The organism is Sphingobium phenoxybenzoativorans (assembly GCF_001757355.1).
GTDB lineage: Bacteria > Pseudomonadota > Alphaproteobacteria > Sphingomonadales > Sphingomonadaceae > Sphingobium > Sphingobium phenoxybenzoativorans.
Map to the genome: position 1 here is coordinate 33,496 of NZ_MINO01000015.1, position 12,942 is coordinate 46,437.

Annotated in this window: 12 protein-coding genes; 6 read left to right on the plus strand and 6 right to left on the minus strand. The window is 60.9% G+C overall.

All coding sequences use genetic code 11. The features are described from left to right. The first annotated feature begins 105 nt into the window (after positions 1 to 105). Positions 106 to 1,296 (plus strand): Yip1 family protein, encoded by a 1,191-nt coding sequence (locus BHQ40_RS10085; RefSeq protein WP_070155473.1) that lies wholly within the window; start codon positions 106 to 108, stop codon positions 1,294 to 1,296. Here BHQ40_RS10085 and BHQ40_RS10090 read toward each other — a convergent pair. Then, positions 1,289 to 1,768, minus strand: coding sequence for a glutathione peroxidase (locus tag BHQ40_RS10090; protein ID WP_290438425.1), 480 nt, complete (start codon positions 1,766 to 1,768; stop codon positions 1,289 to 1,291). The two genes, BHQ40_RS10085 and BHQ40_RS10090, sit on opposite strands and share 8 nt — an antisense overlap. A 77-nt stretch (positions 1,769 to 1,845) precedes the next feature. On the opposite strand from BHQ40_RS10090, the gene BHQ40_RS10095 reads away from it, so the two are divergent. Beyond that, a complete protein-coding gene (locus tag BHQ40_RS10095) occupies positions 1,846 to 3,654 on the plus strand; it encodes a sensor domain-containing diguanylate cyclase (protein WP_070155475.1) in 1,809 nt (602 codons plus the stop codon). An 11-nt stretch (positions 3,655 to 3,665) separates the two neighbouring features. Here the strand turns inward: BHQ40_RS10095 and BHQ40_RS10100 are convergent, their stop codons facing one another. Next, positions 3,666 to 4,340 carry an ABC transporter ATP-binding protein gene (locus BHQ40_RS10100; RefSeq protein ID WP_070155476.1) on the minus strand — a complete coding sequence of 225 codons (675 nt, stop codon included), beginning with the start codon at positions 4,338 to 4,340 and terminating at the stop codon, positions 3,666 to 3,668. Further along, positions 4,333 to 5,577, minus strand: a complete 1,245-nt coding sequence (locus tag BHQ40_RS10105; protein ID WP_070155478.1) for a lipoprotein-releasing ABC transporter permease subunit — start codon at positions 5,575 to 5,577, stop codon at positions 4,333 to 4,335. Before BHQ40_RS10105 ends, BHQ40_RS10100 begins: the two co-directional genes overlap by 8 nt. A 483-nt stretch (positions 5,578 to 6,060) precedes the next feature. On the opposite strand from BHQ40_RS10105, the gene BHQ40_RS10110 reads away from it, so the two are divergent. Both BHQ40_RS10110 and BHQ40_RS10115 read left to right on the plus strand, forming a co-directional pair. Beyond that, positions 6,061 to 6,522 carry an Hsp20 family protein gene (locus BHQ40_RS10110; RefSeq protein WP_070155480.1) on the plus strand — a complete coding sequence of 154 codons (462 nt, stop codon included), beginning with the start codon at positions 6,061 to 6,063 and terminating at the stop codon, positions 6,520 to 6,522. Between the two features lie 367 nt (positions 6,523 to 6,889). Continuing rightward, the gene (locus tag BHQ40_RS10115; RefSeq protein WP_253183318.1) at positions 6,890 to 7,816 is read left to right on the plus strand and encodes a DUF2279 domain-containing protein; all 927 of its coding nucleotides are present in this window, start codon (positions 6,890 to 6,892) and stop codon (positions 7,814 to 7,816) included. Between the two features lie 3 nt (positions 7,817 to 7,819). Here BHQ40_RS10115 and BHQ40_RS10120 read toward each other — a convergent pair whose 3' ends face one another. Further along, positions 7,820 to 9,475, minus strand: coding sequence for a DUF8614 domain-containing protein (locus BHQ40_RS10120; RefSeq protein ID WP_070155482.1), 1,656 nt, complete (start codon positions 9,473 to 9,475; stop codon positions 7,820 to 7,822). A gap of 158 nt (positions 9,476 to 9,633) precedes the next feature. Here BHQ40_RS10120 and BHQ40_RS10125 point away from each other — a divergent pair, with 158 nt between their 5' ends. Continuing rightward, positions 9,634 to 9,939 (plus strand): glycine zipper 2TM domain-containing protein, encoded by a 306-nt coding sequence (locus BHQ40_RS10125; RefSeq protein WP_070155484.1) that lies wholly within the window; start codon positions 9,634 to 9,636, stop codon positions 9,937 to 9,939. 141 nt (positions 9,940 to 10,080) lie between these two features. Here BHQ40_RS10125 and pyrG read toward each other — a convergent pair whose 3' ends face one another. Both pyrG and secG read right to left on the minus strand, forming a co-directional pair. Next, entirely contained in the window at positions 10,081 to 11,712 is a 1,632-nt protein-coding gene (gene pyrG, locus BHQ40_RS10130) for a CTP synthase (protein ID WP_070155485.1), read from the minus strand. Between the two features lie 93 nt (positions 11,713 to 11,805). Beyond that, entirely contained in the window at positions 11,806 to 12,198 is a 393-nt protein-coding gene (gene secG, locus BHQ40_RS10135) for a preprotein translocase subunit SecG (protein WP_070155486.1), read from the minus strand. A gap of 299 nt (positions 12,199 to 12,497) precedes the next feature. Between secG and BHQ40_RS10140 the strand changes: the two genes are divergently transcribed. After that, entirely contained in the window at positions 12,498 to 12,911 is a 414-nt protein-coding gene (locus tag BHQ40_RS10140; RefSeq protein WP_070155488.1) for an EthD domain-containing protein, read from the plus strand. The last annotated feature ends 31 nt before the right edge of the window (positions 12,912 to 12,942 follow it).

The window sequence follows — 12,942 nt, forward strand, 5'->3', positions numbered from 1 at the left end:
GCATTAACTATCCGGGGATAATCCTGCTTTTCCGACCCAAACAGGTCATTGCACTTCGCGCCTTCCCGTGGGATCAAAAGCACACAAATAGTGGGGAGAAGAAGAATGATCGAAGGCGATCCGATTTCGCGCCCGAAATCCATAATTGATCGTGCGAAAGCCATCATCCTCAAGCCAAAGGAGGAATGGCCCGTCATAGATGTCGAGTCTGCGACGATTTCCAGCCTGTTTAAGGATTATGCGCTCATTCTTGCCGCAGTCCCTGCGGTGGCCCTTCTTCTGGGCAGCCAGATCTTCGGCTTCAGCGCGCTCGGCTTCCATTATCGCCCGTCGCTGATGAGTTCGGTCAGCATGGCGGTGACGCAATATGTGTTCGCGCTGGCCGGTATTGCGTTGCTCGCGTTCATCATCGATTTCCTCGCGCCGAATTTTGGCGGGACCAGCAATCGCATTCAGGCGTTCAAGGTGGCCGTCTACTCCGCGACGGCAGGATGGCTTGCCGGGATATTCTCGCTTATTCCATCGCTTTCCCTGCTGGGCATTGTCGGCCTCTACAGCCTTTATCTGCTTTATACCGGCCTGCCCGTGCTGATGAAATCGCCGGCGGACAAGGCCCTGTCCTATACGGTCGTCACCGTCATCTGCGGCGCCGTGGTTGGCGTCGTGCTCTACACGCTGCTTGGTCTTATCATGGCGCCGTTCGCCATGATTGGCGGAGGCATCGCCGGACCGGTGGCGACACAGGAGTCGGGCACCGTAACCGTTCCTGGCATGGGCGAAATCGACCTCGACAAGATGAAGGCCGCCTCAGCGAAGATGGAGGAGGCCGCCAAGAAAATGGAGGTCGCCGCCAAGACCGGTCAGGGCGGTGCTGTCGATCCTTCGGCGCTGCAGGCGTTCCTGCCGGGCGCTATCGGCGGCTACAAGCGCACGGAAATATCCAGCGCGGGGCTTGGCGCGGGGGGGTCCCATGCGGAGGCGCGCTATGAGGCGGGCGACCGCAGCTTTCGGGTGGAAATCACTGACATGGCCGCAATGGGCGCGCTCGCGGGCATGGGCGCTGCAATGAACGTCAATTCCAGCCGTCAGACAGAGACCGGCTATGAAAGGACCCAGACCATCAACGGTCAGATCGTGACCGAAGAATGGGACAAGAGCAGCAATGACGGCAAGTTCGGCACGACGGTCGCCAATCGCTTCATGGTGGAGGCGAGTGGCACGGCCGCCAGCATCGACGAGCTGAAAGCTGCGGTTGCCGCCGTTGGCCCTGAAAAACTGGCGGCGCTGGCTAAATAATCGCCTGTATCGCGCGCTCGATCCCCTCTGGCTTAACAAGCGGGGCATAGCGATCCACCACCGCGCCGGTCCGGTCGATCAGGAATTTGGTGAAATTCCATTTGATCGCTTTTGTCCCCAGCAGGCCACGCTTCCGCTCTTTCAACCATGTAAAGAGCGGATCAGCGTTGCCGCCGTTGACATCGATTTTCGCAAACAGTGGAAAGGTGACGTCATAGGTCAGCGAGCAGAAGCTGGCGATTTCCGCCGCAGTCCCTGGCTCCTGTTCGCCAAACTGGTTGCACGGAAACCCAAGCACGGCAAAACCGCTATTCCGGTATTTCCTGTATAACGCCTCAAGGCCCGCATATTGCGGCGTAAAGCCGCACTGACTGGCGACATTGACGATAAGGAGCGCCTCACCACGAAAGTCGTTGAGGGATTGCTCCCGGCCATCAGCCGTGCGCACGGCGAAATCGTAAAGGGACATCATGCCCTTTCCTAACACTTATCTCCGCAATGATTATGGTTTTAACCATTGGACAGGGCTTGGTGTCTATAATCCTATCCATGCGGATCGCCACGATCACGAACTGGGCCTACGGAGCCACTGTTCTTCTCACCGTCATGTCCGGTGTGACGATGTTGCTGGCATCCGGCGCGGAGGACCGTGAGCGAGCCGCCGTTGAGCAACGGGCACGTTTTGACGAACTGACCTCCACCCTCCGCGACGACTCGCTGCGTATGACAGAACAGGCGCGCTCTTATGCGGTTGGCGGCAACCCCGCGCACTTGGCGGCATGGAACGGGGAAGCAGGCCGACTGAAAAATGTGGAGGAGCGCCTTTCTCACCTCAAGGATACTGGCGCGCTTCCATCCGAGCTGAGCGCCCTGCGCCTGGGGCTTCACTGGTCCGATGCATTATTGGATGAGCAGCAGGCGGCGATCAGCGCGATGGCCGCGGGCGAACCGGAAACCGCGCGTAAAATTTTGTTCAGCAATGAATATGAGCGGGAACTGGACCGCATCGATACCCAGATCAGCCGCTTCCAGTTTCTTATCGACCAGCGCACCGAAAGCGCTGTAGCCGAAGCCACCAAGGCGACGCGGATGCTGCGGTCCATGTCCGAAGTGATGGTCGGCATTACCGCTCTGCTCTTTCTTTGCGTCCTCTATTTCATCCTGAAGCAGCGTATCCTGCGCCCCGTGGTGCGGCTCAGCGATGTCGTATCCCGCCTGGCTGCTGAGGATTTCGAGGTGCCATTGCCTGAACTCGCCCAGGTGGATGAGATTGGCGATATGGCGCAGGCTATCGGCATCTTCCGCGAAAATGGCCTGGAACGGCAGAGGCTGGAGCGTGAGCGCGATACCGACCGGTCAATGCGCGACCTTCTGTCCCGCATGACCCAGCGGCTTCAGGGCTGTGGCAGCACCGAGGATCTGGTCGGTGTCGTCGCCCGTTTCGCGCCGGAAATCGCGCCGGTTTTCGCTGGCCGCCTTTATATTTTCGACGAGCGCCGGAACAGCATGACAGAGGCGTGCAACTGGCTTTCTCCACATGACTCCCGGGAAGAATTTCCTCCCAACGCCTGCTGGGCGCTTCGTCGCGGGCAAACGCACCGGCCGGAAGGCGAACTGATCGACATTCCCTGCGCCCATCTGGACGGACCGAAATATCATCGGCCGATCTGCGTGCCGCTGACGGCGCAGGGCGAGACGATGGGATTGCTCTATTTCGAGCTGCGTGACGGCGCGGACGAAGACAGCGCGAATCCGGCCGGGAAATATGTCGAGATGCTGGCGGAGAATATCAGTCTGGCCCTCGCCAATCTGCGGCTGCGCGACACTTTGCGCGATATGGCGATGGCCGATCCGCTTACTGGGCTTGGCAACCGGCGGCAGCTTGACGCCATGCTCAAGACCCAGACCATTGAGGCCGACCGTAACGGCCTTCCCCTCAGTTGCCTGATGATCGACGTGGATCATTTCAAGCGGTTCAATGACGAGCATGGACATGACGCAGGCGATGCAGTGTTGCGCGCCGTAGGCTCCGTACTCGCCAACGCGACGCGGGAAGAAGGCATGGCTTTCCGTTATGGCGGGGAAGAATTCGTGCTTCTCATGCCCGGATTTGACACCGAAACGGCCCGGAAGCGCGCGGAGAAGATCCGGCAGAAGATATTCGAACTGAAAATCGATCATCATCAGAAGTCGCTGCGGAGCGTGACAATTTCCATTGGCCTCGCCTCGACGCCGGACCATGGCCGCCCCGATGCCTTGCTCCGTACCGCCGACGCTGCCCTGCTGCGTGCCAAGGCGGAAGGACGCGACAGGGTTCTCGTCGCCAATATCCGCGACACGACGTCCGCAGCGGCCTGACGGCGAACCGTTCAGTTATCGAGCACGCCTTCGTGCAGGCGGACAATCCGGTCCATCTTCGCCGCCAGCCGCTCATTATGCGTAGCGACCAGCGCCGCTGATCCCTCGCCACGCACCAGCCGCAAAAACTCGGCCAGCACGACATCCGCTGTGCGCTCATCCAGATTGCCTGTCGGCTCGTCGGCCAGCACCAGCATGGGCTGGTTCGCCAACGCCCGCGCCACGGCGACACGTTGCTGCTCACCGCCCGATAGCTGGCTGGGCCGATGTTCCAGCCGGTGTCCCAGCCCGAGCGAAGTCAGCAGCGATTCCGCCCGCTCCCGCGCCTTCTCAGGCTCCGCATCACGGATCATCTGGGGCAGGATCACATTCTCCACCGCGTTGAAATCTGGCAGAAGGTGGTGGAACTGATAGACGAAGCCAAGCGCATCGCGCCGGACCCGCGTCCGCCCGTCATTGTCCAGCTTCGCCGCCTCCTCGCCGCCGATCAGGATCGATCCCTCAAACCCGCCTTCCAGCAAGCCCACGGCCTGCAGCAGGGTGGATTTGCCTGAGCCGGATGGGCCAAGCAGCGCCACAATCTCTCCCGGCCCGACCGACAGGTCGACGCCGCGCAGCACGTCAATGGTCACGCCGCCCTGCGTGAAACTGCGGGTCAGGCCCGTCACTTTCAGGACGTCACTCATAACGCAGCACCTGCACGGGATCGGTATTGGCGGCCTTGAACGCGGGATAGAGCGTCGCCAGGAAGCTGAAGATAAGCGCCATCAGGCAGATGATCGCTATCTCCACCGGATCGGGCTTGGACGGCAATTCGGTCAGGAACCGGACGGACGGGTCCCACAGATTCTGCCCTGTGATAAACTGGATCGCGTTCACCACCGCCTGGCGGAAGAACAGGAATATGAAACCCAGCACCATCCCGGCCACCATGCCCAGCGTGCCTATAGTGACGCCCACCGTCATGAATATCTTGATCAGGCCGCCCCGCGACGCGCCCATCGTCCGCAATATGGCGATATCCCGCGTCTTGGCGCGCACCAGCATAATGAGGGACGACAATATGTTGAACACCGCAACCAGCACGATGATGGAGAGCACGACAAACATCGCGACCCGCTCGACCGCCAGCGCCTCGAACAGCGAAGCATTCATCTGCCGCCAATCGTTTACGACGGCGCGCCCCGCGACCTTCTCGGCCAGCGGCGCCAATATCTCCTGCACCTTGTCCGGGTTGACCGTCTCGACTTCGATCATGGCCACAACATCGCCCATCAGCAGCAAGGTTTGCGCATCCTCCATCGGCATGACCACGAACGCCTTGTCATAGTCATAGACGCCGATCTCGAAGATCGCGGCGACCTCATAGCTGATCTCGCGCGGCACGGTGCCGAATGGCGTCGCCCGCCCCGCCGGATTGATGATGGTGATCCGGCTGCCCAGCGTAATGCCCAGATTCTCCGCCAGCCGGGAGCCGATGGCGACCTTGCCGCTATTGGGCGTCAGCGCGTCGAGCTTGCCGGCCAGCACCTTCATCGTGGTGTTGGAGCGGATGTCGTTGACGGTCATGCCGCGCACCAGCAACGCCTCGACCCGCCCCTGATAGGTGCCGAGCAATGGCTGCTCGATCAGGGGGGTGGCATTGGTGACGCCCGGCGTTGCCTTGGCCTCCTTCAGCACATTCCGCCAGTCGGGCAAGCGGCCATTATAGCCCTGCACCACGGCATGTCCGTTCAGGCCGACAATCTTGTCGAACAGTTCCGCACGGAACCCGTTCATGACGCTCATGACGATGATGAGCGCCGCGACGCCCAGCATCACGGCGACAAGGCTGATGCCCGCCACAAGGAAGATGAACCCTTCCCCCTTCCCTGGGAGCAGGTAGCGCTTGGCAATCATCCGTTCATAGCGCGAAAGAATCATGTCGGCGCGAGCAATCCTGTAATTTTCTACTGTCCCTCTAGGTCGGGGGGAACATGCAGGCAAGGCGATGCAGATTGTTGCGTAATAATCACAGCATGACTCCAAAATGAATCATCCCTCCACTTTGGAGATGACAGCGCCGCCGCTGCGCCATAGCACGGTTCCCGGAACACAGGCACAAACGGCCGTGGTTCAGGGAAATCGCAGTCCTGGTCCGGAGCTTGGGGGCTAATGGATCGGTTGACGCGGTACCAAGGGGGAGACGAGCAATCGTCCATTAGTGCCCGGATCGGCGACGGTCCGGGCACTTTTGCATCCAGGCGACATCTTCCTGAGCGCCGCATTCCCCAACCCTCTTGAACAGGAAAATAGCTCAACCATATCAGCATGGTCCGGTCGCCAGTTCGGGATCGGACGCATTATTGCCGGGCGCCTCATATTTTCGGGTCCGGCATCGTTCATTATGCTCATTGGAGATATGACATGCGTGGTTTTGATCTTACCCCCTACCGCCGCTCCACCGTCGGATTCGATCGTCTGTTCGACTTGATCGAAAACAGCCGCGCGGCGCAGGGCGACAATTATCCCCCTTTCAACATCGAGCGGATCAGCGAGGATCGCTATCGCGTGACTCTCGCCGTCGCGGGCTTCCGTGCCGAGGAGCTGGACATCACGGCCCAGCAGAATCTGCTGCAGGTGACCGGCCGCAAGGAGGAAAGCTCCAGCGCCGACCGCGCCAAGTTCCTGCATGTCGGCATCGCGAATCGCAGCTTTGAGCGTCGCTTCGAACTGGCCGACTTCGTTCGCGTCGACACGGCCGGTCTTTCGGATGGGCTGTTGACCATTGAACTGGTTCGTGAAGTGCCCGAGGCGATGAAGCCGAAGAAGATCGCCATCAACGGCGGTCAGGTCGTCGACATCGTGGCAAATCGCGACGCCGCCTGAATTATCTCACCGATACGCATGAAAGGGGCCGCGTCATCGCGGCCCCTTTTTCTGTGGCGGTGACGTCACGCCGCCGCGCAATGTCATCAAAGCGTCATCTTAGAGATTGACAGTCCCGATCACCCCGATGTTAACCATATTTGGAGATCGGGGACACATCTTGGCAGTTTTGAAATTTTCAGGCTCGGCCCAACCTTGGACGTCGGGGGCGGGAAAGCATTTCCGGCTGGTTTCGGGTGCCTTGGTCTGTGGATGGGCGTTCGCCAGACCCGCTTATGCGCACAGCGTTGTCGAGACTGTCATCAGCCCGTGCCGGTCCGCCTGGGAAGGGATTCCCTGCGGGATAGAACCTGGCCGGACGGGCTTTGTGCAAAATGCCGATCCAAGCCTGGTTGACCAGGGCGACAGCGATCTCACAACAGATCCGGGCAAGGCCGATCTTGACCGCAGCGACACCGCGGCGGCCCCTGCGGTTTATGGTCCGGGAGAGCCGCAGCCTCAAAAATATCCCGAAAACGCCGCGCGTTTTCGGTCCTTCGGTAGCCAGTTCCGCACGATCCGGTGGGAGGTCGCCGCCGCCGCAACCTACATGACGGTCCTCAATGTCGAGAAAATCGTCAAGGAAGGCGGCAAGAAGTTCCATTTCCAGAATGAAGGCTTTTTCGGAAAAAACACGATCAACCTCGGCCTGGACAAGTTGGCCCACGCCTATGACACCTATCTGTTCGCCGAAATTCTGCGCGCCCGCATCGACCGTAAGACGGCCGGCGAAGCGCGCGGCAGCGCAGTGACCGCAGCCCTGCTGGCTTCCGGCCTGATGCTCTATGGCGAAGTCTATGACGGGCTGAAAAAATCCAGCGGCTTTTCCTGGCAGGACGTCGTGATGAACACGAGCGGCGCAGCCTTCTCCATTATCCGCAACGAGGTTCCGGGGCTGAAGGAGAAGCTCGACTTCCGTGTGCTGGTGACGCCGAATTCGGACGTCTACACGTTCGACGGCACCCGCCATTTCCGGCAGCAGCGCTATCTTGCGGCCTTCAAACTTGCGGGCGTCGAGAAATTCAAAAAGACGCCGCTGCGCCTTGTCGAACTGCATATGGGCTATATGGCGAGCGGCTTCACCGCGCGGGAGCGGGAGCGCAGCGACCCGCTCAAGCACCGGATATTCTTCGGCATCGGCCTCAATGTCGGCGAACTGCTGTTCGGCTCGACCAGCACCCGCGCGGGCCGCGCCGCCCGCTCGGTGCTGAACTATGTGCAGGTCCCCTATACGGCCGTACATGTTCACGATTAGGGGTTAGATTTTCTCTGGATAGCTTGGCTGGATATCCACCGGGATGGATTGCATGGTCGCAACCACGGCCTGCGCTTCCGCATCCAGCTTCGCATAGCGCGTGTAGAAGGCTTTTACGCCCTCATAATCGCCATCGCCCTGCAGCTTTACGATCGCCGCGATAAGAGCGCCTAGCGCCGCCTCCATCTTGTCGTCATTGACCCGGAACCGCTTCGCGCCGCTGTCCCATGAGAAAGCGCCCTGCTCGCGCAGGAACGTATATTGCGCGGCCGCGCCCTGCCCATGCGCTTCCCCCAGGCCGAAGCGCATCGCCCGGAAAATGCCGGTGAAATAGGTCGCATAGAGTTGCGGGCGCTCCGCCGCCGGAATTTCGCCCTTCTTCATCATGAACAATATGTTCCAGGCGCCCATCACATCAGCCTTGCACTCCTCAAGGCTCGATGCCTGCTCCTTCAACTCCTGCGTGACGGTCGTCTTGCGGCCATCCTTGACGATGGTGCCCGGCCCCAGGCTGTGCGACAGCTCATGGAACAGCGTCTCATTCTCCATATAGTCCTTGGAAAGCAGGGCCGCCTGTTCGGGCACCAGCACCAGCGCGCCCATCGGCTTCAATATGCGCTCGAACTTCGCGCCCAGCACGTTGGAGAGGATGACTTTCTTCGCGCCCTTCGCCTCGCGCACCCGCTCATCATTGGGCAGGTTGAACGCGACCGTCTGTATGCCCGGAACATTCTCGCCACCGCCATGCACCTGGTCGACGACGGCGATTGGGGACTCAAAGCCGCGCTGGAAATTCTTGTAGGTCTCGGCAACCGGCAGGTTCGCCTCCATGTCGCGCAGATAATGCTTATATTTGTCGAGCGCCGCCGACGCCTTCGGGTTGCGCAGCGTCACATAAGCTTCAAACGCTGTCTTTTGCCCATAAAGCTCGTCGCGATAGCTTTCATAGGGGCCGATGGTGATTTCGATCGGCGTGTCCTTCACATCCATCCAAGCCAGTTCCGATTCGAAATAATCGTCGGTGCGGAACGCCGTGGCGCGCAGCGTCAGGAATTTCTTGAGGCTGGCGTTGGTGGTGATCGCCGCCGCCTGTTCCAACAGCTTCGCCGCAGGCTCCAGCCATTGCGCATACTGTTTCGAATAGGGGATAGCGACAAGCTTGCCGCCCTGCCGCTGCACGACCGTATAGGGGCTGAGCAGCGCGTCCTTCTCGGCCGGATGGGCAGCGATATACCCGTCCAGTTCCGTCTTGCTCAGGTCGACGGGGTAATAACCGCCCCCCGGAGGCTTGGGCTGCGTTCCCCAGAAAGGTGCGTCCTCGTTCAGCCGGTCCCATGGCCCCGCCATCAGATCGAACATGTCGAGCAGCAGCGGCTGGTCCGCTCGCCGGTTCCGCGCAATCGCGCTGCGCACCTGTGGATTGTCGGCATAATTCTGTCGGAGGTAGATATCCGACATCTTGTTCGCTGCCTGGATCAGCAGGTTCACGACCTGCCGCTCCTCGACGTTCAGATAGCTAGTGTCCGGCCGCATCTCTATGCGCGCCATTTTCGCGCGCGTGGCGCTGAGGTCATGGGCCGATTCGGTCGCGGCGACCGCCGGGGAGGCGAACGGAAGCGCGGTGGCGAGCATCAGGCTCGCTATCAGGGTAATACGCATGCGCCGATCCTATCGCCGCCATTCGGGCTGTCCAGCAAACACGATGCTGCGTCCGCAAATAGGCCGCTATCCCGGCAAACTGGACGAAAGATAAGCCGGCGCGGTGCGACCAATCCGGCCCGGCCGCGTTATGACGGCTATATTGAGAGGAGTCCGATATGAAACAAACGAAGCTCATGGCCGCCGCACTTGCCGTGGCGGTGGTGGCCCCCGGCCTCGCCCCGCAGGTCAGTTTTGCCCGCGACCGTGAATATCGCGGCGATGACCGCCGCTATGATTCCCGCTGTAAGCGGAGCAAGGGCACGACCGGACTGATCGTCGGCGGCGCGGGCGGCGCGGTGGCAGGCAGCGCGCTGGGCGGCGGGACGCTGGGCACGATTGCCGGTGGCGTGGGCGGCGCATTGCTCGGTAAGCATATCGACAAGAAGAATAACGAAAAGAACAACCGCCGGCGCAATTGCTGACGATCTGGGTAGAACATCCATTCATGCTTGGCTTGTCGAAGCCAGTCCTGAGCGCCTGCCGAAGGAACTGCCCTTACTCAAAGAGAAGGTCGGAGGTTCGGCAGGCTCAGCCCGAATGGACTTTCTAGGCCTCGTCCGTTTTCAGACGAGCCGACTATGCTTGACCGCCGCTTCGATAAAGCTGGCGAACAGCGGATGCGGATCGAATGGCTTGGACTTGAGTTCCGGGTGGAACTGCACGCCGACGAACCACGGATGATCGGGCCGTTCCACGATTTCGGGCAAGGTGCCGTCCGGCGACATGCCGGAAAACAGCAGGCCACCCTTTTCCAGAGCGTCGCGATAGCCGACATTTACCTCATACCGGTGCCGGTGCCGTTCGCTGATATCCTCGCCCTGGTAAATGCCGGCGACAACGCTGTTTCCCGCGAGCTTCGCCGGATAGGCGCCAAGCCGCATCGTACCGCCCAGATCGCCGCCGGCGGCGCGCTTCTGAAGGCCCTCAGTGCCCATCCATTCAGTGATCAGGCCGACGACCGGTTCCCTGGTGTCGCCGAACTCGGTGGTTGATGCATCCTTGATGCCCGCCGTGTTCCGCGCGCCCTCGATACAGGCCATCTGCATGCCCAGGCATATGCCGAAGAAAGGCACGTCCCGCTCCCGCGCGAAGCGGACGCTGGCGATCTTCCCCTCGCTGCCCCGCACGCCGAAGCCGCCCGGCACCAATATGCCGTGCATCGGCTCCAGGCTGGCGGCAATGTCCCCGCCCTTCTCGAACAGTTCAGCGTCGATCCATTTGATATTGACCTTCACCCGGTTGGCGAAGCCGCCATGGGTCAGCGCCTCGTGCAGCGACTTATAGGCGTCCGGCAGCCCGACATATTTGCCGACAACGCCGATCGTCACCTCCCCTTCCGGGTTGGCCTGACGGTCCATAATGTCCAGCCAACGATCCAGCACCGGCTCCGGCGACCCGTCTATGCCGAAGGCGCGCAGCACTTCTTCGTCCAGCCCTTCGGCATGATATTGGGTCGGCACTGAATAGATGCTGGGCGCGTCAAGCGCCGGGATCACCGCTTCCTTGCGGACGTTGCAGAACAGGGCGATCTTGGCCCGTTCGCTATCCGGCAAAGGCTGCTCGCACCGGCACAGCAGGATATTGGGCTGGATGCCGAGCGACGTCAGTTCGCGCACGCTATGCTGCGTCGGCTTGGTCTTCAGCTCACCGGCCGCCGCGATGTACGGCACCAGCGTCACATGGACGAAGATCGACTGCCCCCGGCCCAGATCGTTGTGGAGCTGGCGAATCGCCTCCATGAAGGGAAGGCTTTCGATGTCGCCGACTGTGCCGCCAATCTCGCACAGGACGAAATCCAGATTGTCGGTGTCCGCCATGGCGAAGGCCTTGATCTCGTCCGTGACGTGCGGGATCACCTGCACCGTCGCGCCAAGATAGTCGCCGCGGCGCTCCTTGGTGATGATCGTCTGATAGATGCGGCCCTGCGTCACATTGTCGGACTGATGCGAAGGGACGCCGGTAAACCGTTCATAATGGCCAAGGTCAAGGTCGGTTTCCGCCCCGTCATCGGTCACATAGACCTCGCCATGCTGATAGGGCGACATCGTGCCCGGATCGACATTGAGATAGGGATCGAACTTCCGGATACGCACGCGATATCCCCGCGCCTGCAGCAGAGCTGCAAGACTGGCGGCCATAAGGCCCTTGCCAAGCGAGGAGACCACGCCGCCGGTTATGAATATATACCGCGCCATGGGAATGAAGGCTTAGCCCCTAACAAAGCTGTTGGGCAAGCGCGCGAATCCGCCCGCCTGCAAAAATACTCGGAAATAGTTTTTTGATCTGGATCAGTTGGCCAGCGGAACGGTCTGATTGCCCGTCGCCGCAGGAGCCGCGCTGTTGCCGACAGACTGCGCCGCGCCTGCCAGCGGGTCCTGACCCGCCATCGGCGGAGCGCCGTTCGCCGCTGCAGGAGTCTGCGTCTTGGACAGCGAGGTGTCGATGGTGCTCGGCGCATGCTTGACCGAGGCGATGACCGCCATGACGATCGACAAGCCGACGAACAGCGTCGCCAGGATCGTCGTCGACCGGGTCAGGAAATCCGCCGCGCCGCGCGCCGACATGAAGCCGGACGGGCTGCCACCCATGCCCAGACCGCCGCCTTCCGACCGCTGCATCAGGATGACGGTGACCAGGATCGCGCCGATGATCGCCTGGACGACAAGGAGGAAGGTGAACATGCGGAAGTCAAAGCCCGGTTATGAAATGCGTTGGCGGGCACATAGCGATGATGTGGGCTGGGGGCAATGGCGGAGGGACGCGCTTATGGCTGGGGCATGTCCGCTATCGCCATTGTGGGAAGCTGCTTCGCGTCCGGCCCGGCTGGCGCTGCATCCACCGCCCAACTAATTTCCGCTCCGGCCTAATCGTTGCGGGCAATCAATGTCCGAACGGTTCGGTTGCGGCGTACGGCTTCGCTCACGGTCCATATACATAGGGATAGCGACGCCAGCGCCGGACAAAAAAGAAGGAGGAATGGATGCTGAAGATATTGACCTTTGCCCGCCGTCGCCCCGGAATGTCCCTGGAGGAGTTTGACGACTATTGGCGCAACCATCATGGTCCGCTGGTGTCGCAATATCTCGACCTGATCGGAGATGTTCGCTACGTCCAGACGCGGGTGGCTCACCCCAGGGTTTTCGACATGGTCAATGGCCCGCGAAACGCCAATCCGGGCGCCAGCCTTCCCTATGACGGCGTTGCCGAACATTGGTTTGAAAGCGAGGAAGCGCTGATTGCCGCATGGCAGTCACCCGCCGGAAAGGAAGCGCTGGCCGCGATCGCCGCCGATGAGCCGAATTTCATCGACCATAAGACCAGTTACAATTTCGTCGGCGAACAGCGGCTGGTCTATTCTTCGCCGGGCTACAGATCTCCGCTGGGCTTTGGCTGAGGGCGTCTTCGTCGCGGGCGCCCGGAAACGG